Below are 23,941 nucleotides of genomic sequence, written 5' to 3'. Positions count from 1 at the left end.
TGTAGTACAGTTACTGGCTGGTATGGATAGTGTTAAAGCTGTTATCGACCCGATCGGTAAGAAGCAAACGCAACTCGTAACCGGGTTGTCTGGCTCAGCTAGAACTTTAGTGATAGCTGCCATGCTAAAAGAAAAGCAACAGCCGATCGTTGTGATTGCGCACAATTTATTTCATGCCAATCAATTGATGGAAGATTTTACAGGCTTAGTCGATGACGACAAGCTGCATATTTTTCCGGTTGATGAAATGGTCTATGCTGAGATGGCGATCGCCTCACCAGAAGCCCGCAGTGAACGAATTGCTGCTATGGATTTCTTATTATCAGGAGAGCCGGGGGTTATTTTTGTTCCGGTGGCGGGTGTGCGCAAATTATTGCCACCAGTCAGCTTATGGAAAGAGAACACATTTGAAGTGGAAATCGGCGGAGAGTTGGACCCGACAAACTTGGCGCAAAAGCTGGTCGATATGGGATATGTGCGCCAGCAATTGGTAGGCAGTCCGGGAGAATTCAGTATCCGCGGGGGAATCATTGATATTTACCCGTTAACGGAAGAAAATCCGGTGCGGATCGAATTATTTGATACCGAAGTGGATTCGATGCGGTTCTTTGAAGCTGGGACGCAACGTTCGGTCGATACTATTGAAGCGATTAAAATATTGCCGGCCAGTGATACGATTTTTACGAAAGAACTGCTGCAGCAACAAGCGCAATCATTTACGGATGCGGTAGAACGCAATAAAAACTTATTGACGGAAGATGCCAGCAAACAAGACTTCACGAACAACATGGCACCGATCGTAGATGCCTTCAACTATGGCGAATCGATCGACGAATTGGTGATGTTCACCGATTATGTGTACACAGAAAAAAGCAGCATCTTAGACTATATGGCTGGAAATGCGGTTTTGGTGCTGGATGATTATCCGCGTATTCTTGAAGCCGAGCGCCATGCGGAAACCGAAGAAGCGGAATGGGTAACGAGCAAATTAAGCACACGCCAAATCTTGCAGCAGCAGCATTTTTCACACGACTTTAAATCATTGATGAAGCAAACACAAAGGGACCGCGTGTATTTTGTTCTCTTTCAAAAAGGGATGGGCAATCTGCGCTTTGATGCCATTCACCCCTTCCAATACCGCAGTATGCAGCAATTCTTTGGCCAAATGCCGTTGCTGAAAACAGAGATGACCCGTTGGGAAAAACAAGAGCATACGGTTTTAGTGACCGTACCGACCAATGAACGGGCGCAAAAAGTCCATCAGACGTTTGAAGACTTTGAGATCCACAGTAAAGTTGTGACTCCAGATGCGCTTGAATTGGGCAGCGTCCAAATTGTCATCGGCAGTATCCGCAATGGATTTGAATTGCCGACAGAGAAATTCGTCTTATTGACGGAACGGGAATTGTTCAATAAAGTCGCGAAGAAAAAAGCCAATCGCCGTCAAACCATGTCGAATGCGGAACGGATCAAGAGCTACAGCGAGTTGAATCCAGGAGATTTTGTGGTGCACGTCAATCACGGGATCGGGAAATATACTGGTATGGAAACGTTGGAAATCAATGGCGTCAATCAAGATTACATGTCGATTATTTATAAAGATGACGCCAAATTATTCATTCCAGTAACGCAATTGAATTTGCTGCAAAAATACGTTTCTTCCGAATCCAAAACCCCTAAAGTCAACAAACTGGGCGGAACTGAATGGGCTAAAACCAAGCATAAAGTTGCCAGTAAAGTGGAAGACATTGCAGACGAGTTGATCGAGTTGTATGCGGCTCGTGACCAAGAAGTGGGCTACGCTTTTTCACCAGACACGGAATACCAAAAAGAATTCGAAGATGCTTTCCCTTACTCGGAAACCGAAGATCAGTTACGCAGTACGGAAGAAATCAAGCGCGATATGGAAAAGAAAAAGCCGATGGATCGGTTGTTGGTCGGAGACGTTGGCTACGGGAAAACGGAAGTTGCTTTAAGAGCAATCTTTAAAGCAGTCCAAGAAGGCAAACAAGCCGCATTCTTAGTACCGACGACAATTCTAGCACAGCAGCATTACGAAACGATGATGGAACGCTTTGCCGATTTCCCGGTGGAAGTGTCGATCATGAGTCGTTTCCGTACTAAAAAACAACAAGCTGAAACGATCAAAGGCATCAAAAAAGGCCAGGTCGATGTGGTTGTGGGAACCCATCGTTTGTTATCTAATGACGTGGAATTCCACGATATTGGGTTATTGATCATTGACGAGGAACAACGATTTGGCGTGAAGCACAAAGAAAAACTAAAAGCATTGAAAGAGCAAGTGGACGTGTTGACCTTGACGGCGACACCGATTCCACGGACGTTGCACATGTCGATGCTGGGTGTGCGGGACTTATCGGTCATCGAAACTCCGCCAGCCAGCCGGTACCCAGTGCAGACCTATGTCATGGAACAAAATCCTGGCGCGATCCGAGAAGCCGTCGAACGGGAAATGGCTCGGGGAGGACAAGCCTTTTACTTGTATAACCGCGTCGAAACGATCGAACGGCGTGTATCGGAACTGGAAGCCCTGATTCCAGATGCCCGCATCGCTTACGCCCATGGTCAAATGACAGAAACGCAATTGGAGAATGTTTTGTTTGAATTTGTGGAAGGTCAATACGATGTTTTAGTCACAACCACGATCATTGAAACGGGTGTGGACATGCCGAATGTGAATACTTTGTTCGTAGAAAATGCGGACCACATGGGCTTGTCGCAATTGTATCAATTGAGAGGCCGCGTCGGACGGAGCAATCGTGTCGCTTATGCCTATTTGATGTACCAACAAAATAAAGTCTTGAATGAAGTCAGTGAAAAACGGCTGCAAGCCATCAAAGACTTTACCGAACTAGGTTCCGGCTTCAAAATCGCCATGCGAGACTTATCGATCCGCGGGGCAGGGAACTTGCTTGGGAAACAACAGCACGGCTTTATCGACTCAGTCGGATTTGATTTATACTCCGAAATGCTGAGTGAAGCTGTATTGCGCAAACGCGGCGGCGAAGAAAAAGACAAGAAAACCAAAGTGGAGATCGACTTGGGCATCAATGCCTACTTGCCGAACGACTACATTTCCGATCAACGCCAGAAAATCGAGATCTACAAACGCATTCGCGAGCTGAACAGCCACGACGAGTACGTTCAATTGCAAGATGATCTGATCGACCGCTTTGGGAATTTCCCGGATGAAGTCGCTGACTTGTTGACGATCGGACTGATCAAGTTCTACGGCGAATACGCGCTGATCGAAAACGTCAAACGCAAAGACGATTTAATCGACATCACTTTTTCTGCGGAAGGAACGCAGCAGCTGCCGGGAGAAGAAACCTTCCGTGCACTCAGCGATATTCCGTTGAAAGCCAATGTGGGTGTCGTCAAAGGCAAATTGACCGTGAGCCTGCGCTTGCAGAAAGATTACCTGAAAGCTACTTACCAGTGGCTCGGCTACATTGAAAAATTTGCGCAAAACATTGCGGATTACCGCATGGAAAATACAGCAAGCAAGTAACGCGAAAGAGAAGAGGACGAACAAATGGGCAATCAGCAACTGAAAAAAACGATGAATGGTGCTGTGATCTTAACGATTGCCGCTTTTATAGCAAAAGTCCTCAGTGCAGTCTACCGCGTCCCCTTCCAAAACATGGTCGGCAACACGGGATTCTACGTCTACCAGCAAGTTTATCCGCTTTATGGCTTAGGCATGACTCTGGCGCTGAACGGATTGCCGGTCTTTCTGTCTAAAATCATTGCCGAAACGCCAACCGAACTGCAACGGAAAGTCCAGCAGCGATTGTTTGTCTTGTTGGGGGGCATTTCCTTGGCGATTTTTCTAGCCTTATATTTCGGCGCAAATGTGATCGCAGACGGCATGGGGGACCGCCAACTCAGCGGCATCATTCAAGCGGTGTCCTGGCAATTTTTGCTGGTGCCTTTCTTGTCCGTTTCGCGCGGCTATTTCCAAGGTACGTTTCAAATGATCCCGACAGCTGTTTCTCAAGTGGTCGAACAAGTCGTTCGAGTGGCTGTGATTTTACTGGTTGCCTATACGTTCAATGCCAGCTACCAATCGGTTTATCAAATGGGAGCCGATGCGATGAGCAGTGCGTGGATCGCCGCGATCGCTGCTTCGGTGACGATGGTGATTTATATGGTCTCGCATCACAAGAAGCGGCCGTTTTCCGCAGTCATCCAGCCAGATTCAGATGCAGTGCCGACTTATCAAAGGCTGCTCAGACGTTTAGGGACAGAAGGACTGGTCTTGTGTTTATTGAGTGCGATGTTGCTGCTGCTGCAGCTGATTGACTCGTTTACGTTATATAACGGGCTGGTCCAGTCAGGTGTAGCACCTGAAGCGGCTCGGAATTTAAAAGGGATCTATGATCGCGGCCAGCCGCTGGTGCAATTAGGAATGGTCGTTGCAACGGCTTTTTCATCCAGTTTATTGCCGATGTTGACGGCCAGCGTGGTCGAGAAGAAGGCAGCAGACTTTGTGCACATTGCCAAATCATTTTTGCGGATCACTATCACTATTGCTGCAGCCGCTACTTTTGGTATGATACTCTTGACTCCATATTTGAACCACACGTTGTTTGGCGATAAAGAAGGCAACTTGACCATTGGGATTTACTTGGTTTCCATCTTTTTGGCATCCTTGATCGGGGCCGTCAATGCAGTTTTCCAAAGCCGCAACCAGCATCGTCTGGCATTTGTCGGATTGATGATTGGTTTAGTAGTGAAAATGTTGGTGAACACGCATTTGGTGATACTATGGGGAACAGCTGGTTCCAGTTTTGGAACGGTATTGGCCTTATTGACTACGCTTGTGTTCAGTTGGCTCAAATTAGGGGCTAACTTGAAAGCGGCCGTTTATGCGAAAGGTTTTGGCTGGAAGTTAGCCGCGAGTTCCGTCATTATGAGTGCGACGGTATTGGTCGCCACGAGCTTGATCCACGTGACCGGTTTAGACGCCAGTCGTGTCGGCTCATTTATCATGGCACTTTTAGGAGTCGGGATCGGCGTGGCAGTATTTGTGAAAGCCATTATTTCATTCAAACTCTTGGCCTTGCGCGAATGGTTGTCCCTTCCGTTTGGCAAAAGAGTATTGAGAAAGTAGGGAAGAACATGAATTTATCCGTTTTAGAAGTAATTTTTAAAGCTGCACAAAGCGATTTTTCAAATGGATTCCAATGGATCCCCGCTAAAAAGCTGGATGGGGACCAGTTGGCGTTAGGCCAATCGGTCATCATTGAAGACATCCATGATGCGCCTGTATTAAGCCTCGTCGGGTCGATTTTAGATAAAAAGTACCCGCCGGATCACCAAGCAGCCTTGATCCAAGAACCGGGCACCGCTCAAGAAAGTGTGGAATGGTTCACCCTGAACCAAGAGCCTTCCTTCCAAATAAACTCCGCTTCGGCTGTGCTGTTTGTGCCTGCTTTAAAGCAAGATGAGCGCACCAAATCCTTCCAGACACTGCAATTTTATATGGACGAGATTTCTGGAGAAGGCGGCGACGTGTGGATCAAACAGCAGACGCATGAGACGCTGATTCCCTATTTGCGCGAGGAAACGGAGGAATTGGTGGAGGCCATCCAAAACCAAGACACCCGCAATTTAATAGAAGAGTTGGGCGATGTCTTGTGCCAAGTGCTGTACCAAACGAGTTACGCCGAATACACAGGTGCCTTCACGTTGGAAGACGTGCTCGAAGCCATCAATACCAAATTACGCAGACGCCACCCGCATGTATTTGACGGAGTGGAAGCCAATACGGTAGAAGAAGTAGACGCCATCTGGCAAAAAATCAAAGCAAAAGAAAAGGAGCTAGGCTTATGAGATTAGACAAATTTCTAAAAGTTTCACGCATCATCAAGCGCCGCACCATCGCGAAAGAAGTGGCGGACAAAGGCAGAATCCAAATCAACGGCGCCGTTGCCAAATCATCATCGACTGTCAAAGAGGGCGACGAATTAACGATCGCCTTCGGAAACCGCACACTAGTCATTCGCATCGACAAACTAGTCGAAACCACTAAAAAAGACGAAGCCGCAGAGATGTACACCGTTATCAGCAATACGGAAAAATAAATCTCCCTTCAGCCACCTATTTTTTCGATAGGTGGCTTTTTGCTGGGGCAAAAAGCTATTGATTGGTAATGGGGTGGGCTTGCTTTAGGTTTTGTGAGTTTTTTTAAGGTAATGGGTGGTTTGGGAGCGTCTATTTGGAGCGGTAGTAAGTACTTAAATGGCACTAACACGAGATGTAGCGTCCATTTGGAGCAACCACAAGTCCCCAAATGGCACTAACAAGAGTGGTAGCGTCCATTCGGGGCAGTGACAAGTACTCAAATGGCTCTAACTAGAGTCGTAGCGTCCATTTGGAGCAGCCACAAGTCCCTAAATGGCCCTAACTAAAGTCGTAGCGTCCATTTGGAGCAGCCGCAAGTCCCCAAATGGCTCTAGCAAGAGTCGTAGCGTCCATTTGGAGCAGCCACAAGACCCCAAATGGCCCTAACTAGAGTCGCAGCGTCCATTTGGGGTAGCCGCAAGTCCCCAAATGGCCCTAACTAGAGTCGCAGCGTCCATTTGGGGTAGCCGCAAGTCCCCAAATGGCTCTAACTAGAGTCATAGCGTCCATTTGGAGCAGCCACAAGTCCCCAAATGGCCCTAACTAGAGTCGTAGCGTCCATTTGGAGCAGCCACAAGACCCCAAATGGCCCTAACTAGAGTCGCAGCGCCCATTTGGAGCAGTGACAAATACTCAAATGGCACTAACACGAGATGTAGCGTCCATTTGGAGCAGCCGCAAGTCCCCAAATGGCCCTAACTAGAGTCATAGCGTCCATTTGGAGTAGCCGCAAGTCCCCAAATGGCCCTAACTAGAGTCATAGCGTCCATTTGGAGCAGCCACAAGTCCCCGAATGGCTCTAACTAGAGTCATAGCGTCCATTTGGAGCAGCCACAAGACCCCAAATGGCCCTAACTAGAGTCGCAGCGTCCATTTGGGGTAGCCGCAAGTCCCCAAATAGCCCTAACTAGAGTCGTAGCGTCCATTCGGGGCAGTGACAAGACCTCAAATGGCACTAACACGAGATGTAGCGTCCATTTGCAGCAACCGGCAGTCTCCAAATGACTCTAACAAGAGTCATAGCGTCCATTCGGAGCAGCCGCAAGTCCCCAAATGGCCCTAACAAGAGTGGTGGCGTCCATTCGGTGCAGTGACAAGTACTCAAATGGCTCTAATTAAAGTCATAGCGTCCATTTGCAGCGCACACAGCTACTCCAAACCCAAGCTACTCCAAACCCAAGCTACTCCAAACCCAAGCTACTCCAAACCCAAGCTACTCCAAACCCAAGCTACTCCAAACCCAAGCTACTCCAAACCCAAGCTACTCAATACCTAAAAAACAACCCTTCCTATCCCAAAAATCCCTTCACTAACCTATCCTCATCTAAAACCAAAATTACCTATCAAAGCGCTAACTTCCTGCACAAGCCAGTCTGAACAAAAAACCAAGTAATCCTTCTTTTAAAAGCCAACTAGTGAAAAACACTATTACTTTTAATCTCTTGAAGCAGCATGACGAGCCAGACCAAAGAAGTCTTTTCAATCAGCCACTATTCCAAAAGCAATTTGGAAGCAACGGCTAAATTGAAAAGACCTTCATTTAGATATAAGTCATCAAACGCTTCGTACCTGTAGCCTTAAAATATTTCCCCAACACTATCCGTATTCTCTTCTTAGTAAACAATCCGCCACACCACTCATAAATAGCCGTGGATGTGATTTCTCTTCCCGGAAACAGCCGACGATACTCGTCCACCAGGCGGCAAATCGTCTTCGTGACCGGTTCTTGGTGCCCGCACTTTTCACATGCGCAATACCGGCTCTTGCCCGCCGGCAGCGTGACTCGTAAACTCCCACACTCTGCGCAAGACACACCTTTCGTCAACAATTCATACGTATACTCAGGCAAGTCTTTGTAAGGCGGTTCGAGTACACACCGTTCGCAAAGTTTCATGGCCAACTCGTGATGCTTGCTGGTTAAAGGAGCGCCGTGGCTGGCTACTTGAGTTAAATGTTTTTCTAATTTCCCCGGTAGTAAAAGCTCTGGCCGGTATGGAGCTTGATAGAGACACATATTGGGATCGACAAAAGCTACAAACCCGCTCACCGGCAAATGAATTCCCAACTCGGCCAATACTTGGCGGATAGAAGTCAGCAAACGCTCGAGTTGATTAAAAGGCGTCAGAATACTTTTGTCTGACGACGCAATGTAAAGATCGTCACCTTTAAAAATATATTCTCCCATATAATTCTTTACTTCATAAACTCTCACCGATTTCACACCGATAATCAATGTATCAATCTGAAAATACCTGCCATCCACCTTTAATGGCAAATCATTCAGGACCAAAAAATTCCCATCCAACTTCACAGTCAACTTATCAAAATCGCATTCTCCCTTGTAACCTCTCAACAAATTCTGATAATAATACTGCTGCTTCAACGTCAACTCCATCCGAATACTCAACGACTCCATCATCAACAAATTGTACGATTTCTCTCTTTCCTTATAAGCCATCCTCCATCAACCTCTCTTTTAAGAACTATACGCAAAAATCGACTCATTCTTTTAATCTTTTTGCAATTCCGCATAGAAATGTAAAGGCATACTTGGTATAATGTGAGCGTAGAAGAAGCGGCTGGTCATTTGGGCAAATGAACCCCTAGACTGGCGGCCGGCACCATTGATTCAGAGTGAATAAAGTACAAAGTTGTACAATAAGTCCTCCGGCAATACAAAAAAATAAAAAATTGGTACACTATAAAAGTACGTATTATTTTAAAGAGAAATCCATTTGAGTAGAAGAGGTGTGGGATCATGAAAAATAGAAAAGGTAATGTGACGCAATTAGAAAATGAATTCACTCAAACGAAAACCGTTCAAGCGCATCGTGAAACCAAATTTAAAAAGCAGAAAAGAAGACGGATCGCGGCTATCGTAACGATCAGCAGCGCATTTATCTTGGCGCTGTCAGTTAATCTGGTGAAAAATACGCAAGAGATCGCAGCCCTGGATACCGCAAATGTAGTAGCAGCAGAAGAATTAACGGATGTAGAAAAGCAACATGAAAGCCTTCAAGATGAGGTCAAAAAGCTTGAAGATGACGATTACATAGCGAAATTAGCTAGAAGTCAATACTACTTATCCCAAGAAGGAGAGATCATCTTTAGTTTCCCAGAAGACAATGCAGCGAAAACGCAAGAAAAGGAAAATACGGATAATCAAGACTCTGCTGAAAGCGAAGAGGAATCATCAGAAAGCAATGAATAGTCCGTCATAAATTGTGACAAAAGACATCGAAATCAAAGTTCCTGTTAATAAAAAGCTTTATATGTAGGAAAGACAATGATATAATGTCATTACTAGTATCCAAGGAGGAAATGAAGTATATATGTCAATCGAAGTCGGTAATAAGGTCCCGGGTAAAGTAACGGGAATAACAAATTTTGGTGCGTTTATTGATTTAGGAAATGGTAAAACTGGATTGGTTCACATTAGTGAAATCTCCGATAGTTTTGTCAAAGATATCCACGATGTATTAACTGTTGGTGATGAAGTTACAGTTAAAGTTTTAACAATCGGAAACGATGGTAAAATTGGTTTGTCCATTCGTAAAGCAGTAGATCAACCAGAAGGAGAAGCGGCTGCCAGTGCACCAAGTTCAAGTGCTAGACCATCAAGTGCTAGACCAAGTTCAAGTGCCAGACCAAGCAGCAGTTACCAACGCAGCAACGATAGAGGCAGCTCAAGAGGTTCATCTTCCAGCTACCAAAAATCTAGTCGTCCTTCATACGCTCAAAAAGATAGAAAAGAAGACTTTGATACACTGATGAATTCATTCTTGAAAGATAGTGACGATCGTTTAACTTCTTTAAAACGCAACACTGAAGGCAAGCGCGGCGGACGCGGCGGACGTCGCAACTAGTCTCCGAATTTAAAACAAAAACTAACTTATAAAAACTCTAGCGAGGCGGGATTTATTCCAGCCTCGCTTTTTTTAAATGCAATCCTATAAGTATGTTCTTTGTGAATGTCTCTAAATTCAATAACTGAACAGAGATAAAGCAAGATAAGAATCGCAAAGGATCGAGACATCTCGTTGTGGAGGATAAAAAAGAAACAAGATAAAATATATCCTGGTCCTCAGTTATCGCAGGAATCGTCACATTCAAAGGCCTGTCTCAACATAAAATGAGACAGGCTTTTTTTAGATTTTATAGAGAAAAAAGCAGTTAAAGATAACGTCTGGATGGGTTTACTAGGCAAATAGCGTCCATCCGAGGGTAAAAAAAGCACCAGATGGCTCTTACAAGGTAAGCGGCTGGATTGCTCATTCAATAAAAAAGAAGCTGCTTCAAAATCGAGTAAACATACTCGATTTTTGAGACAGCTCCTTTTACTTTAGTAGTTTCGTTTGTTTTTTTGCATACAAATTGTAGAAGTTCTCGGGGTCGTTTTCAGCCCACTCTGTTAATGTCGGTTTGTCTAAACTGTCAAACACACGCTTAGCTTTTTCAATGAGTCTTAATTCCGTTGTATCGCCAAGTTTTGTCATACAGACTTCTTTGCGGATCAACGCGGTTGCCCACATGATGGGATGTTCCGTACTTTGAGCAGTACCTTCCATTTGCTTAACGTAGAACAGCGCTTGTTCGTAATTTTTGTCCACCATCAGCAAATTGGTCACATGCAGCAAAAAGCTGATTTTTAATGAGGCTGCTTCTTCAAGGTGGGGATAACAGTCTAAATTGGCAAGAGCTCGATTAGTCAGAGATGCAGCTGTTTCACTATCAAATAAGTACAAAATACTATTGAGGATCCGCATTTCTGCCAAATACCAGTTATCTAACGTTTCCAACCGGTCCCAGACCTTTTGAGCGTAGACTTTTGCTTTCGTTAAATCTTGTTCTTCCAGGATGATCTTGTAGCCCCGGCAGGCATTCAGAATATCCAGTATTAATTGGTCGTACCGTTCTTGGACCAACGCTTCGCCTTTTTCAATAATCTCATCGATCAATGCGCTGTTAGGATTTTTTTCGATTTTTCTAAACAAATAAAGAATGGTTTCTTTTTGCCCTAATTCGTATTCATTTAAAATGTAAATAAATTCTTCATGCGACATATCCATGTGGTCCAAAATAGCCATATACTTTGAAAGCGTCGGAGTGATGTCATTCCGTTCAAATTTAGTATAAGTGGAACGAGCCATGGTATCGTCTGAAATTTCTTTTTGCGTGTAGCCTTTGTTCTCCCTGATTTTTTTCAGTGTTGCACCAATAGAAAAAGATGTGAGTGACATGTGACAAAACTCCTTAAATAGTACTGTTATTATGATAACTTTTCCAACAGAAACGATTAGAACTCGTTATACTAGTTACAATGATACTTAGTCAGAAGAGCAGCTGACTCGTAAGTTACGTATAAGAAAGCAGGTGACGCGTATTACAACGGAAAATCTTTTAGGAAAAACCGAGCACGACTCCGCCAAAAAGTACTCGTATGTAGTAAAAGCAAAAGATAAGATCGTGCAGTTAAAAATAGACAATACCGATGTACTCATCAATGCAGACGGTGAAGTTGACTGTCCTTTAGATGGGGTATTGCGCAAGAATGGATATTCCATCTATGACTTGCTGAGTTGGAATACTAAGGAAATTGATTTTATTGTAACGACCAATAGTGTTGAACGCCTTATCCGCACCATTCCGCTAAATGTATCACTCGAACCGATTTAAGCTTATTTTACCCGAAAGTCACAAAAAAAAATATCTATTAGCCAAAGTTTTGTTCCTCTATGGAGCTGTTTTTGAACAAATTGAGTCATGCTGGAGCTGCGACAAAAGTCGCGGCTCCTTTTTTAAAAAATGCGTTGTGAAAGGCAGAGCTCACACTCCCATTAAAAAGCTCTTAGACTAGCGCAGGTAGGCAGTCTATATCTGACTTAAGGCGAGTATTCTGATGCTCACAAGTCAGATAAAAGGATAAAACCTGACTTGTGTTCTTGATTTTTAGCTCCACAAGTCAGGATAAACAGAGTTATCTGACTTACCGCCACTATTTTGACGCCCATAAGTCAGTAAACAGGAAATAAATCATTGTGTAAGCACTCAGATCCTTTTAAAAAGGAGATTTTTCGCACTGCGAAAAATTTCTTAATAAAAAGTTATTGAGATTGTGCAGGTATGAAACTGATGGGAAACATAGCGAGAGGTAAACAGCCTGTATCTGACTTGAGGCGGGTATTTTGATGCTCACAAGTCAGATAAAAGGATAAAACCTGACTTGTGCACTTAAATTTTATCTCCACGAGTCAGGATAAACGGATTTATCTGACTTGCCGCCAGTATTTTAATGCCCACAGGTCAGGGAACATAGGATAAATCGTTGTGCAAACACTTAGGTCCTTTTAAAAAGGAGATTTTTCGCACTGCGAAAAATTTCTTAATAAAAAGGTATTGAGATTGTGCAGGTATGAAACTGATGGGAAACATAGCGAGAGGTAAACAGCCTTTTATCTGACTTGTGACAAGCATGTTGATGCTCACAAGTCAGATAAAAGGATAAAACCTGACTTGTGCACTTAATTTTTAGCGCCACAAGTCAGGATAAACAGAGTTATCTGACTTACCGCCACTATTTTGATGCCCACAAGTCAAGTAATCAAGCACAAACCGCCCACAATCATACAGAGCATTTGAAAAGAAACGCTAAACACGCCTCACTTCAACTTTACGCTCTGTTTTGCCCCGCGCTCTTGTAAAGTGCTATACTACAGTTAAGAAAACAACTAGAGGAGTATCGATATGAGAGTAGCCATTATTGGTGCCTCTTTTGCTGGGGTCGCTGCAGCGTTAGAGGTGCGGAAGAAATTTAAGCAAGCGGAGATTTTTCTGTTGGAAAAGCAATCGAAACTGGGGTACATCCCAAATGGATTGCACCTGTATTTGGACAAGAAAATCGCTTCTTTAGAAGAGGCTTATTTTATTACGGCCGAACAACTGCAGAAACAGCGCATTCAACTGCATTTATCTTCAGAAGTCGAGAGAGTCGATACCGGTCAAAAACAAATCTCGTACCGCAGTCCCAACGGAGCAGAGACCTTAGGATACGACAAATTGATCATCGCCACCGGTTCCAGTCAGCTATCGCAAAAGATTTCGGGCTGCGACACTACACGAGTCTTGAAATACAAACGATTCCATGAAGCAGCAGACGCCCTCGAAAAGCTAAAGGGCAGCCAGCAAGTTACCGTCATCGGCGGCGGACAAATCGGGGTGGAAGCAGCGGATCTGCTGCAAAAAAATGGGAAACAAGTCACGTTGGTCGAAAACATGGATTATGTCTTGTTCAAATATTTTGACAAAGAAATGATCGAGCCACTGCAAGCAGCGATGAAAAAATCCGGCGTCAACTTGCACCTCAATCAGACCGTCTCCAGTGTAGAAGAAACGGACGAAACGGTGGTGGCACATTTGCTGAATGAATCCATCGTCAGCGACACGGCTATATTAGCGGTAAATGTTCGACCAGACTTAAGGTTCTTAGGCGACCAAATCAAATTGCACACCGATCATACAATCAAAGTAGACCAATACCTGCGGACGTCTGAAAAAGATGTCTTTGCCGTCGGGGATTGTATCCAATTGCAGTTTGGAGCCGACAAAGATACGTTCTATATTCCGCTGATCAACAATGCTATCCGTACAGGAATGGTTGCTGCGGCCAATCTTGTTGAGCCGGTATTGCCGTTCAAAGGTTCATTGCGCACGATCGGGACGACTGCTTTCGGCTATTACATCGCCAGCACCGGGATGACCGAAGAAGAAAGTTTGTTTTATACCCATCCGGTCAGCGCAGTTTGCCAAAAGGTTAAGCTGAACAGCTTGCCGACAGCTGAAACGGCTACCGTCAAATTTATCTACGACAAAGAAAGCCGCGTTTTATTAGGAGCTCAGCTGCTTTCCAAAGCCAATATATTAGACAAGATCAACACACTCGCTCTAGCTATTCAAACCAACCAAACGTTAGAAGACTTGATGCAGAAAGATTTCTTTTTCCACCCGGTCTACACCAACCTTGTTGAAACAACGAACTTAGTCCCTTGGCCTGACGTAAGGTGTGATGCATATGAAGATTGAAAATTTCTTAGAAAAGCACGAAATCAGAGAAATCACTATTTTTCAAAAACTCGTCTTAAGCGGAGGGCAAGTGGGGTATACAGAGATGATTGACCATCTAGACATCTCCAAAGCATCACTGGATAAGGACCTAGAAGCCATCACATTCCGCTTTCAGTCGATTTCGTCAAATGTACGCATTGATTACGACGGACATATGATCTCTTTGTTTATGGGGCATGAATTTTCCTTGGAGCAAATTTACCAGCACTACCTCAGGCAATCGATCAAAGTAAGCATTATCAGCTATTTATACGAACACCAAGAATTTACGATCACTCAATTAGCTCAAAAATTGACGGTCAGTGAGTCTTCTTTGTTCCGCAAAATCAAAGAGCTGAACAGCTACTTGAAAGAATTTCAAATCAAGATCCGCAACGGCCGCTTGCAAGGAGAAGAGCTGCAGATCCGTTATTTCTACTACCAATTTTATTGGTACATCGCTGACAAAAGTGCTCTGGCCAGCCAAAAAAATGACGACCAAGTCGAGCGCATGACCCAAGCGATGGAAAATTTCCTGCAAGCCACCTTTGATTCCGAAAGCAAACAACGCATCGGAGTCTGGTTCCATATCAGCAAGAACCGCGTCAACAGCCGATCTAAAGTCTACAAATTTTTACACCAGCAAATGGAACCCTACCACGAAGATCCGATGTACCACAAAGTCCGCACGATGGTACTGCGCTTCTTCAGCCGCTATTCGATTGAAGTCGATGAAGAAGAAGGAATGATGCACTTCATTTTTCTGCTGGCCTTCCCAATCCTATCTGAAAACGACTTCCACGAATACACGCTCCTTCGCGGCAGAAGGACGCCGACAGCTGCTCTGGATACCTATATCGTGGAGACAATCATCATCCAATACAATTTGCGCAAATTGCCTTACATGTTGGAGCGGGAGATGTACTATTTCCTCTCGCAAATCCATACCCGAATGTACTTTTTCAAAGGAGACATCGAAATCTACGACTACGACGCCATCCTAGCCAAAGAGAAAAAGTTCACCGGCAAAGACCTGTTGTCCTTCGCCAAACAATTACGCGACATCAGCATAGGCAAATTAAACATCGAAGAAACAGACGGCGACACGCTATTAAAAATGGAGTTGTTAAAATACGTCAGTCTCCTAGCCATCGTCACTTTCCAAACAGCGACTATCCTGCAAATCGGGATCGACTTGAAAATGGAAAGCATCTACACGAAAGCCCTGAACCAGCTGCTCGTGATGAACATGAAACACATCAACGGTACACACATTGAAAAATACGATCCAAAAAAAGACTACGACCTGATCCTGACCAACGTTCCGCAAAACCACAAAGACCGTTACGGTAAAGCCAAGGTCTATGTACTATCTGAGATATTGTCACCGTTTGATCAGAAGAACATACAAGAAATCTTGCAGACGCTTAATCAATAAAAGATGCACTTCCTACTATAGGGAGGCATCTTTTTTGCTACTTCTGGAAGAGGAAAAAATAATAGTTGAATAAACTAAAGAGAATGGAATTCTTTAGTCCAAGTTATGTATAAATATAAGACTTTGTTACTAGAATATTAACTGACAGTAGGTACAAACTCCCAGAAAAACTGAAACGGAATGGGCGAATTTAAATACATTTAACGAAGAAACTCGGTTGGTCATATTAGGAATGGATTCAGGAGAAGGGAATGTTAAAGCCATAAATACAAGTGAAAATCTATTTCAAAGTTTGTCCAAGGAAATAAAAGGGGATAGTTTAGGCCATCTGCCAGCTATAAAAGATTTCTCTCCATACACTATTGCTTCTGAACGAGTTACTGCAAAAGTAAGAATCAATGAAATTGAGACCTCATTAACTTCAGATGGAAGTAGAAGTCAATATATTGGAATCATGGGTACAGAAGAGAGGAAACTCCATCTGGATATACCTATAACGACTATTTTAAAACTGAGAACTATTAAGTATCCCTAGTTATACTTTAGGAAAGAAAGACTTTACCGGCACGCTTTATACTGCCAGAAATGCTGATATCGCTATAAATTATGAAGTTATAGACAATTCTATTCGAAGAGACTTCGAAGAAACAGTTAAGGATTTAATCCCTAAATAAAAAAGAAGATGGGAAAGTAAAATTCGAAATTCTCTTGGTGATTCCATTACTGCCAGAAACTGGTATCAACCTTTAGTTTACAAAGAAACAGGTTTAACTAATGTCAATTAGGGGGACAATTGGTCCGGGTGGTCTGCATCCTAGCATTAGTTTTCATGAGTTTAATAATGATAAAGTTGTTGATTTTATTGAAAACATTTAGAAACATTGTATAAGCGCTCTTGTGAAAAAAGCTAAGATAGCATGAATCCATTTGATATACTATTATGGACAGAAGAATTCTATAGCTATTTATACCGATAAAAAAAATATAGATAAGATATAAATTCTGAAAGTTGTTAAAACAATATAAATAACAAATGGAGGAAATGATTACTAATGACAGAACAGCATGACGGATTAATTGAGACTATAGAAAGTTTACAAGGAAGTGATTTAACTACGCTTTGGAGTCTTTTGATTGGTGGAGCTATAACTTTAGTTGGTAGTGTGATTGGTAGTATTATATTCTACATGTATGAAAAATACAGTAAGAAAAGAGAATTGAAAAGAATAATTAATTCTAAGTTAAGAGTGATTGAGCAAATAATTTTAAAAAGTCATGAGAAAAGCGAGAACCAAGAAAAGATTAACTTAAAGTGGTTTAAGAGTAGTGTAATGTTATTAGAAAAGGAAATTGAAAGTCTTTTTCATCTTTATGTGCAAAATGACAAAGAAGTTGATAGTCTAATCAATTTAAATGCCCATACTTTTGATTTGATGGAATGGATTAAATACGCTGAGGAAAATCGATATATAAGCATTAATGCGAAATTGGTTAGAGAAATATTAGCTAGTATGGAGTATATCTTCAATTCATAAATGAGGGTAGAACCAAATTGTGCGGTAAGCAAATAATTAAAGTAACAACAACCTCCATTTTTTGATTATACTTAGTATAAAAATTGGAGGTTTTTATAATGAATAAAAAAAGAAAAGAATTATATATAGATGAATTAAAAACTCAGATTAATTTCGCTTTATATTCTGTGGAAGGCGTGAATGAATACCTTAATTTAATGGATAGTGGACAAAAATTAGACTCGGAAAAATTTTGGTACTACGCTCAAAGTTTGATTGTTTATAGTGGCAACATTTCAAAAATTTTATGGGGGATAAATGGTAAGGACCAAAATAAAAATAGAATTAGAAAGAATGAAAGAAAAGCATTGAGAGAAGAATTAGGTGTTAATGATAATTCGTTGTTGGAAAAGAGATTTTTAAGAAATGCTCTAGAGCATATAGATGAGAAGTTAGAAGATTTTACCGTAGTTCCTCAGACCATCATTATGAATAAAAATTTTGGTCCCGTTAAAGGGATGATTAGTTTTGGTGATGATATATATGATGTTTCTAAGCAAAAAAACCTAAGGCATTATGACCAATACTCAAAGACATTTTATTTCTATGGTGAGGGAGCTAATATAGAAAATCTTTACAAAAGCATATTGCAACTCAAAGAGAGTATTGAAAAATATGAGGTGATCAATGATGATTTTTATCGCTAAACTAGACTATGTAGAATGTGAGCTATTAAAAGAGGCAATTATCATAGCTAAACAGAAGAATCAGCTCTGAGTACTGTTAATAGTGATGATTTATTTGAATAAGTATGGTTTTATCGGTGTGGAGAGAGACAAACCACAACTATGGGTAGACGAGGAAGTTGAATAGAATTTTAAGGGTACATTATCAGCTTCTTTACATTGATAAAAATATAAAAATTGAATAGAGAATCAAACTACGAATTATAAAAATTCCAATTTGATAACATTTTTTTCATCGCCAAAGTGGATTTTCAATTAGTTATCTAGAGTAACAACCTTTAATTCCTGGGTAAACGGAACGTTAAAGCGGAATACGCACGCATTATTATAGACTTCTTCAGATATAATAACTCCTTTTTTGTAAATGGATAACCTTTGGAATTTATCGTCTGTACTGGTGGTAGCAAGAATGTTGTGTTCTCTTTCAAAGTTACCGTTTACTTGTAACGAAAGACCTTCTGGGTCTTCAACAGCAGTTAAAGTAATAACGTAGTTTAATGACACTTCGCTCATTTTTAAATTATCTCACTTTCCAAGTAATACAAGTGATATTAGAAAAATATTTCTCAGAGAAAAGTAGGTTTGTTTATTGAGCAGAACCAAACTGCGCATTAACAACATAGCAATAAAATAATAGATAGTCTTCCTTACCCGATACGTTTACACAGTATCAACTCCAACTAAGGAAATATAATTCTCTAAGTTAGGAAGTTGACTATGATTATGGGTTTTTACCCACAGAAAATATAAAAAGGAGCTCAGGCTAAACTGGCTCCTATTTATATCTATAATAAATTAATTAAATCGTAGTTCACGTAGACTCTATTTTTGGTCTTTGATTTATCAAAATCGAGTAATTTTAAATCTGCAAGAGTGTTTAAACCTTTTCTAGCTGTAGCTACGCTGATGTTTAATTTAGTTGCTACTTCTTGAACAGTTACAAACGGCTGATTAAAAGTGCTAAACCAAATGTTATTAATGTGACCTTCTCTATTTATAGACTTTAATCCATGTGTCGCTAAATCGTTGATATTTTCTAACTTATTTAGCATATTATCTGACATTCTTTGACAAGCATCCAAAAAGAAATCAATCCATTCAAACCACTCTGGATCCTCTCCTCTTACGCCATTCAATTTGTTGTAATATCTAATTCTTTCTTTTTCCAATTCTTCACTGACAAAAAAAACGGGTTTTTCAATTAATCCATCTTGCATCGTACTTAAAACAATTAAGATTCTTCCCAATCTTCCATTTCCGTCTAAAAAAGGATGGATAGACTCGAATTGAGCATGTAATATAGCAGTTTTAATTAATGGATCTGTATTCTCATCTAACAAATGTTGGGTATTCTCATCAATCTCTTTATTAAATGAAGAATGAGTGGTCGAGTTTACATAGTACTCCCAGTTTGTCATATAATTCCCAATTAAGTTGGCATCAACAGGTATATATACTGCATCTTCTATCCGGTTTGTTGGACCAATAAAGTTTTGGATTTTTCTAAATTCTCCAGAGGAGGACGTGGTTCCACGCGTTTCATTCTCCATTAAAATTTTGTGTAACTCTAGTATTAATCTAGTAGAAATAGGATATCCATTATGGATGCGCTCTATCCCTATTGCTAAAGCTTTCTGGTAATTTTCCACTTCAGTAACTTCACTACTTTTATTTCTTTTAGTTGCTTCATCTATCATATCAGCAAAAGTAACTTGTGTTCCTTCTATTCTTGTAGACTGAACCGATTCTCTTAAAGAAAGAATTTGGATTAATTGATCATTTACAATTGAATGGTCAAGTTCGGAATTTAGTTTTCCAATGGATGTTTTTATTTGTGCTACTTTTTTATACAAGGATAAAGCTTGTTTGGTACTTACAACTGGAGGTAACAAATCAATTCCTTTTAAAACCATTTTGGTTGTCCCCTTTATGTCTAATTTAGTATATTATTACATTCTATTTGATAAAACTCAACATAAAAAAACATATAGATGTTAAAAATGCATCTATAAGAAACTTAAATAGTAATATTTAACTATATGATTTTAATTAGCTCTCCATGATTAAGTATCTCCTATAAAAATGAAGAAACCTATCGGTTTCACAAAAGTAATAGACGAGTAAAAAAAATGACATTCCAACTCCAGCAAAGTTGCAGAATACCAATTTTAAAACTCAAAATACAAGAGACCTTCATACTGCACCAAAAACCAGTATTTAAGCACCTATACCAAACCGGATCAATCTTGTAAGGGTATCCAAAAATGCCATTTTTTTAAACAATCGTCCAAAAACATGACATTTTTTTTGTGTGAAAACGTATTACAATTAGAACATCAAGTAGGAAACGTTTGCACATTCAAGGAGGAAAAACAACATGACTGAGAAAAAATATATTATGTCGATTGACCAAGGAACAACTAGCTCAAGAGCAATTATTTTTGACAAAGAAGCCAACAATGTTGGAAGCTCACAAAAAGAATTCACACAAATTTTTCCTGAAAGCGGTTGGGTAGAGCATAATCCGAATGAAATCTGGAACTCTGTACAATCTGTCATTGCAGGAGCATTTATTGAATCCGGTATCAAACCAGCTGAGATCGCTGCTATCGGAATTACGAACCAACGTGAAACAACAATTGTTTGGGATAAAAAAACAGGTCGTCCGATCTATAACGCAGTAGTATGGCAATCACGCCAATCTGCACCGATCGCAGCCAAATTGGCAGAAGAAGGACATTCTGAAATGATCCACGCAAAAACTGGTTTGATCATTGATTCTTATTTCTCTGCAACTAAAATTCGTTGGATCTTAGACCACGTTGAAGGTGCTCAAGAACGCGCTGAAAAAGGCGAATTATTATTCGGTACTGTCGACACTTGGTTAGTGTGGAAATTAACTGGCGGTGAATCATTTGTAACGGATTACTCAAATGCTAGTCGTACGATGTTGTACAATATCCACAATCTAGAATGGGATCAAGAGATCTTAGATTTGTTGAATATCCCACGCGCTATGATGCCAGAAGTGAAATCTAACTCAGAAATTTATGGTCGCACAACGAACTACCACTTCTATGGAGCTTCTACTCCGATCGCAGGAATGGCTGGAGATCAACAAGCAGCTTTATTTGGCCAAATGGCTTTTGAACCAGGTATGGTGAAAAATACTTACGGTACAGGTTCATTTATCGTGATGAACACTGGAGAAACACCGCAATTATCAAACAATAACTTGTTAACAACAATTGGTTATGGAATCAACGGAAAAGTTTACTATGCATTAGAAGGTAGTATCTTTGTTGCAGGTTCGGCTATCCAATGGTTGCGTGACGGATTGAAAATGCTGGAAAATTCTTCAGATTCAGAAGCATTGGCAAAAGCATCAGACAACGAAAATGAAGTGTTCGTTGTACCAGCCTTTACTGGATTAGGCGCACCTTACTGGGATTCTGACGCACGCGGAGCTGTATTCGGATTGACTCGCGGAACCAGCAGAGAAGACTTCGTTAAAGCAACGCTTCAAGCAATTGCTTACCAAGCACGCGACGTTATTGATACAATGAAACTAGATGCAAATATCGAAATCCCATTATTGAAAGTGGACGGCGGAGCAGCTAACAACGACTGGTTGTTGCAATTCCAAGCTGACATCATCGGAACAAAAGTACAACGCGCACACAACCTAGAAACAACTGCATTAGGCGTTGCTTACATGGCAGGACTAGCTGTTGGATTCTGGGACAGCATCGACGAAATCAAAGACATGTACGAAGAAGGCGGCACATTCGAACCGCAAATGTCCGACGAAGAACGCGAAAAATTATACGAAAACTGGAAACTAGCCGTAAAAGCAACACAAGTGTTCAAACCATAGAGAGCAGAGAGTGGAGCTGAGCGTTTAGGGTTCCGTAGAGTTCGTTTTTAACTGGTAATTGGCGTTCTTTGCCAATAACCAGTTAAAACGAAATCGTAGGAAACCTGCTCAGCGCAACTCGTTTAAGATCAGAGAGCGGAACGTAGCGTTTAGCCTACCGGCTATAAGAAAATTCCAACAGGCAGGTGCACTTTACCTGACAGTTGGAATTAGCTTATAGACGCGTAGGCTGCTACGTGCAGCTCGTTTCAAAACCACGCACTAAATAAAGGAGGAAGAATCATGGTTTTTTCAATTGAACGAAGAAAACAAGATATCAAAGCATTAAAAGAAGAAACATTGGACGTCTTAATTATCGGTGGAGGAATTACAGGTGCTGGTACTGCATTACAAGCCAGCGCTTCAGGCCTTAAAACAGGTCTTGTGGAAATGCAAGATTTCGCAGAAGGAACTTCTTCTCGCTCGACTAAATTAGTTCACGGCGGATTGCGCTACTTGAAAAACTTCGACGTTGAAGTTGTAGCAGATACCGTTCAAGAACGTGCAGTCGTACAAGGAATTGCACCACACATTCCAAAAGCAGATCCAATGATTTTGCCGGTCTACGACGAACCAGGCTCAACTTTCTCTATGTTCTCTCTAAAAGTAGCCATGGATCTTTACGATCAATTAGCGGGCGTTACCGGAACAAAATACGCGAACTACACATTAACAAAAGACGAAGTTCTAGAACGTTTACCACAACTGAAAAGCGAAGGCTTATTAGGTGCTGGAGTTTACCTAGATTACCGTAACAACGATGCTCGTTTAGTCATCGAAAACATCAAACGCGCAGCTGCAGACGGCGGACACCTGGTCAGCCGCATGAAAGTTGTCGGTATCTTACATGACGAAAACAACAAAGTTTCTGGTGCAACAGTTGAAGACTTATTAACTGGCGAAACATTTGACATCAAAGCTCGCACAGTTCTAAACTCAACTGGTCCTTGGTCGGATACCATCCGTCAAATGGATGCTAAATTAGACGCTGTACCACAAATGCGCCCAACAAAAGGGGTTCACTTAGTTGTAGACCGCGACAAATTGCAAGTTCCACAACCGACTTACTTCGATACAGGTAAAAACGATGGCCGTATGGTGTTCGTGATTCCTCGTGAAGAAAAAACGTACTTTGGAACGACAGACACAGACTACAAGGGCGACTTTGCACACCCGACAGTAGAGCAAGAAGACGTGGATTACCTATTGGAAGTTGTCAACAACCGTTACCCATCAGCGGATATTAAACTAGAAGATATTGAATCTAGTTGGGCAGGATTACGTCCATTGATTTCTTCAAATGGCGGATCTGATTACAACGGCGGAAACAGCCAACCAATTTCAGACGAAAGCTTTGACAAAGTAATCTCTACTATAGAACAATTCCAAAAAGGTGAAGTGGATCGTTATACAGTAGAAGACGCTTTGAAAAACATCGAAACAACCAACTCTGAATCAGAAGACAACCCTTCAGCAATTTCACGCGGAAGTGCTTTAGATATCGATGAAGATGGTTTGATCACAGTAGCTGGTGGTAAATTGACCGACTACCGTAAAATGGCAATCGGCGCGATGAAAGCTGTCATCGAAATCTTGAACAACACGTTCAACGAATCTTACGAATTGATCGACTCTTCTAAATACTCTGTATCTGGTGGAGAAATCAACCCGCAAGAAGTAGAAGAAGAAACTGAAAAATTCGCGCAAATGGGTGTTGAAAAAGGCCTAAGCGAATCAGAAGCTATCTACCTTGCTCACTTATATGGTTCAAACGCTCCTAAAGTTTATGCGTTGATCGGCGAAGTAGAACAAATCGAAGGTTTGACTTTAGCAGACACAATTAGCTTACGCTACGCTATGAACGAAGAGATGGCGTTAACGCCAAATGACTTCCTAATCCGTCGTACGAATCATATGTTATTTATGCGCGACACATTAGATGGTATACTAGAACCAGTGATTGCAGAAATGGCTCGCTACTATGGCTGGACCGATGAAGCAAAAGCTGATTACACTACAAAATTAAACACTGCTATTGCAGAGTCTGATTTAAAAAACTTAAAGGAGATGTAAAGTA

Annotated in this window: 18 protein-coding genes; 14 read left to right on the top strand and 4 right to left on the bottom strand. The window is 41.5% G+C overall.

Going from position 1 to position 23,941, the window contains the following annotated elements; genetic code table 11:
- The first annotated feature begins 22 nt into the window (after positions 1 to 22).
- From mfd to ACEN4I_RS07440, 4 genes are read left to right on the top strand one after another with little or no spacing between them, the layout of a single operon-like run.
- Positions 23 to 3,532 carry a transcription-repair coupling factor gene (gene mfd, locus ACEN4I_RS07455; protein WP_407102434.1) on the top strand — a complete coding sequence of 1,170 codons (3,510 nt, stop codon included), beginning with the start codon at positions 23 to 25 and terminating at the stop codon, positions 3,530 to 3,532.
- Between the two features lie 24 nt (positions 3,533 to 3,556).
- Positions 3,557 to 5,137, top strand: coding sequence for an oligosaccharide flippase family protein (locus ACEN4I_RS07450; protein ID WP_407102417.1), 1,581 nt, complete (start codon positions 3,557 to 3,559; stop codon positions 5,135 to 5,137).
- An 8-nt stretch (positions 5,138 to 5,145) separates the two neighbouring features.
- Entirely contained in the window at positions 5,146 to 5,859 is a 714-nt protein-coding gene (locus tag ACEN4I_RS07445; protein WP_407096235.1) for a MazG nucleotide pyrophosphohydrolase domain-containing protein, read from the top strand.
- Positions 5,856 to 6,110 (top strand): RNA-binding S4 domain-containing protein, encoded by a 255-nt coding sequence (locus ACEN4I_RS07440; RefSeq protein WP_079650950.1) that lies wholly within the window; start codon positions 5,856 to 5,858, stop codon positions 6,108 to 6,110. Before ACEN4I_RS07445 ends, ACEN4I_RS07440 begins: the two co-directional genes overlap by 4 nt.
- 1,580 nt (positions 6,111 to 7,690) lie before the next feature.
- Here ACEN4I_RS07440 and ACEN4I_RS07435 read toward each other — a convergent pair.
- The gene (locus tag ACEN4I_RS07435) at positions 7,691 to 8,608 is read right to left on the bottom strand and encodes an NERD domain-containing protein (protein ID WP_407096236.1); all 918 of its coding nucleotides are present in this window, start codon (positions 8,606 to 8,608) and stop codon (positions 7,691 to 7,693) included.
- 300 nt (positions 8,609 to 8,908) lie between these two features.
- Between ACEN4I_RS07435 and ACEN4I_RS07430 the strand changes: the two genes are divergently transcribed.
- Positions 8,909 to 9,361, top strand: a complete 453-nt coding sequence (locus ACEN4I_RS07430; RefSeq protein ID WP_407102415.1) for an FtsB family cell division protein — start codon at positions 8,909 to 8,911, stop codon at positions 9,359 to 9,361.
- Between the two features lie 121 nt (positions 9,362 to 9,482).
- Positions 9,483 to 10,016, top strand: coding sequence for a S1 domain-containing RNA-binding protein (locus tag ACEN4I_RS07425; RefSeq protein WP_407096238.1), 534 nt, complete (start codon positions 9,483 to 9,485; stop codon positions 10,014 to 10,016).
- A 471-nt stretch (positions 10,017 to 10,487) separates the two neighbouring features.
- Here the strand turns inward: ACEN4I_RS07425 and ACEN4I_RS07420 are convergent, their stop codons facing one another.
- Complete coding sequence (locus ACEN4I_RS07420) at positions 10,488 to 11,390, bottom strand: helix-turn-helix domain-containing protein (protein WP_407102414.1); 903 nt, start codon at positions 11,388 to 11,390, stop codon at positions 10,488 to 10,490.
- A 133-nt stretch (positions 11,391 to 11,523) separates the two neighbouring features.
- Between ACEN4I_RS07420 and ACEN4I_RS07415 the strand changes: the two genes are divergently transcribed.
- The 6 genes from ACEN4I_RS07415 to ACEN4I_RS07390 all read left to right on the top strand — a co-directional run bounded on the left by ACEN4I_RS07415 (position 11,524) and on the right by ACEN4I_RS07390 (position 17,909).
- Positions 11,524 to 11,826, top strand: coding sequence for a hypothetical protein (locus ACEN4I_RS07415; protein WP_407102413.1), 303 nt, complete (start codon positions 11,524 to 11,526; stop codon positions 11,824 to 11,826).
- 1,068 nt (positions 11,827 to 12,894) lie between these two features.
- Positions 12,895 to 14,229 (top strand): FAD-dependent oxidoreductase, encoded by a 1,335-nt coding sequence (locus ACEN4I_RS07410; protein ID WP_407102412.1) that lies wholly within the window; start codon positions 12,895 to 12,897, stop codon positions 14,227 to 14,229.
- Positions 14,219 to 15,688 carry a helix-turn-helix domain-containing protein gene (locus ACEN4I_RS07405; RefSeq protein ID WP_407102411.1) on the top strand — a complete coding sequence of 490 codons (1,470 nt, stop codon included), beginning with the start codon at positions 14,219 to 14,221 and terminating at the stop codon, positions 15,686 to 15,688. The genes ACEN4I_RS07410 and ACEN4I_RS07405 overlap by 11 nt, the downstream gene beginning before the upstream one ends.
- A 217-nt stretch (positions 15,689 to 15,905) precedes the next feature.
- Entirely contained in the window at positions 15,906 to 16,223 is a 318-nt protein-coding gene (locus ACEN4I_RS07400; RefSeq protein ID WP_407127692.1) for a hypothetical protein, read from the top strand.
- Between the two features lie 517 nt (positions 16,224 to 16,740).
- The gene (locus tag ACEN4I_RS07395; protein ID WP_407102409.1) at positions 16,741 to 17,223 is read left to right on the top strand and encodes a hypothetical protein; all 483 of its coding nucleotides are present in this window, start codon (positions 16,741 to 16,743) and stop codon (positions 17,221 to 17,223) included.
- Between the two features lie 98 nt (positions 17,224 to 17,321).
- Positions 17,322 to 17,909 (top strand): hypothetical protein, encoded by a 588-nt coding sequence (locus ACEN4I_RS07390; protein ID WP_407102408.1) that lies wholly within the window; start codon positions 17,322 to 17,324, stop codon positions 17,907 to 17,909.
- Between the two features lie 294 nt (positions 17,910 to 18,203).
- Here ACEN4I_RS07390 and ACEN4I_RS07385 read toward each other — a convergent pair whose 3' ends face one another.
- Complete coding sequence (locus ACEN4I_RS07385) at positions 18,204 to 18,461, bottom strand: hypothetical protein (protein WP_407102407.1); 258 nt, start codon at positions 18,459 to 18,461, stop codon at positions 18,204 to 18,206.
- Positions 18,462 to 18,733: 272 nt separating this feature from the next.
- Complete coding sequence (locus ACEN4I_RS07380; protein ID WP_407102406.1) at positions 18,734 to 19,861, bottom strand: Fic family protein; 1,128 nt, start codon at positions 19,859 to 19,861, stop codon at positions 18,734 to 18,736.
- 464 nt (positions 19,862 to 20,325) lie between these two features.
- On the opposite strand from ACEN4I_RS07380, the gene glpK reads away from it, so the two are divergent.
- Positions 20,326 to 21,825, top strand: coding sequence for a glycerol kinase GlpK (gene glpK, locus ACEN4I_RS07375; protein WP_407102404.1), 1,500 nt, complete (start codon positions 20,326 to 20,328; stop codon positions 21,823 to 21,825).
- A 282-nt stretch (positions 21,826 to 22,107) separates the two neighbouring features.
- Positions 22,108 to 23,937 carry a type 1 glycerol-3-phosphate oxidase gene (gene glpO / locus ACEN4I_RS07370; RefSeq protein WP_407127690.1) on the top strand — a complete coding sequence of 610 codons (1,830 nt, stop codon included), beginning with the start codon at positions 22,108 to 22,110 and terminating at the stop codon, positions 23,935 to 23,937.
- The last annotated feature ends 4 nt before the right edge of the window (positions 23,938 to 23,941 follow it).

This window comes from Desemzia sp. FAM 23990 (genome assembly GCF_045528485.1).
GTDB lineage: Bacteria > Bacillota > Bacilli > Lactobacillales > Carnobacteriaceae > Desemzia.
The sequence above is the reverse complement of the archived record's forward strand: the minus strand, read 5'-3'. Positions and strand labels throughout refer to the sequence as shown.

Excerpts from the sequence above, each read along its gene's own strand:
- ACEN4I_RS07425 (WP_407096238.1), top strand. The coding sequence starts at position 9,483 with ATGTCAATCGAAGTCGGTAATAAGGTCCCGGGTAAAGTAACGGGAATA.
- ACEN4I_RS07410 (WP_407102412.1), top strand. The coding sequence starts at position 12,895 with ATGAGAGTAGCCATTATTGGTGCCTCTTTTGCTGGGGTCGCTGCAGCG.
- ACEN4I_RS07405 (WP_407102411.1), top strand. The coding sequence starts at position 14,219 with ATGAAGATTGAAAATTTCTTAGAAAAGCACGAAATCAGAGAAATCACT.
- ACEN4I_RS07440 (WP_079650950.1), top strand. The coding sequence starts at position 5,856 with ATGAGATTAGACAAATTTCTAAAAGTTTCACGCATCATCAAGCGCCGC.
- ACEN4I_RS07445 (WP_407096235.1), top strand. The coding sequence starts at position 5,146 with ATGAATTTATCCGTTTTAGAAGTAATTTTTAAAGCTGCACAAAGCGAT.
- ACEN4I_RS07430 (WP_407102415.1), top strand. The coding sequence starts at position 8,909 with ATGAAAAATAGAAAAGGTAATGTGACGCAATTAGAAAATGAATTCACT.
- glpK (WP_407102404.1), top strand. The coding sequence starts at position 20,326 with ATGACTGAGAAAAAATATATTATGTCGATTGACCAAGGAACAACTAGC.
- ACEN4I_RS07450 (WP_407102417.1), top strand. The coding sequence starts at position 3,557 with ATGGGCAATCAGCAACTGAAAAAAACGATGAATGGTGCTGTGATCTTA.
- ACEN4I_RS07395 (WP_407102409.1), top strand. The coding sequence starts at position 16,741 with ATGACAGAACAGCATGACGGATTAATTGAGACTATAGAAAGTTTACAA.
- ACEN4I_RS07420 (WP_407102414.1), bottom strand. The coding sequence starts at position 11,390 with ATGTCACTCACATCTTTTTCTATTGGTGCAACACTGAAAAAAATCAGG.
- ACEN4I_RS07390 (WP_407102408.1), top strand. The coding sequence starts at position 17,322 with ATGAATAAAAAAAGAAAAGAATTATATATAGATGAATTAAAAACTCAG.
- ACEN4I_RS07385 (WP_407102407.1), bottom strand. The coding sequence starts at position 18,461 with ATGAGCGAAGTGTCATTAAACTACGTTATTACTTTAACTGCTGTTGAA.
- glpO (WP_407127690.1), top strand. The coding sequence starts at position 22,108 with ATGGTTTTTTCAATTGAACGAAGAAAACAAGATATCAAAGCATTAAAA.
- mfd (WP_407102434.1), top strand. The coding sequence starts at position 23 with ATGGATAGTGTTAAAGCTGTTATCGACCCGATCGGTAAGAAGCAAACG.
- ACEN4I_RS07435 (WP_407096236.1), bottom strand. The coding sequence starts at position 8,608 with ATGGCTTATAAGGAAAGAGAGAAATCGTACAATTTGTTGATGATGGAG.
- ACEN4I_RS07380 (WP_407102406.1), bottom strand. The coding sequence starts at position 19,861 with ATGGTTTTAAAAGGAATTGATTTGTTACCTCCAGTTGTAAGTACCAAA.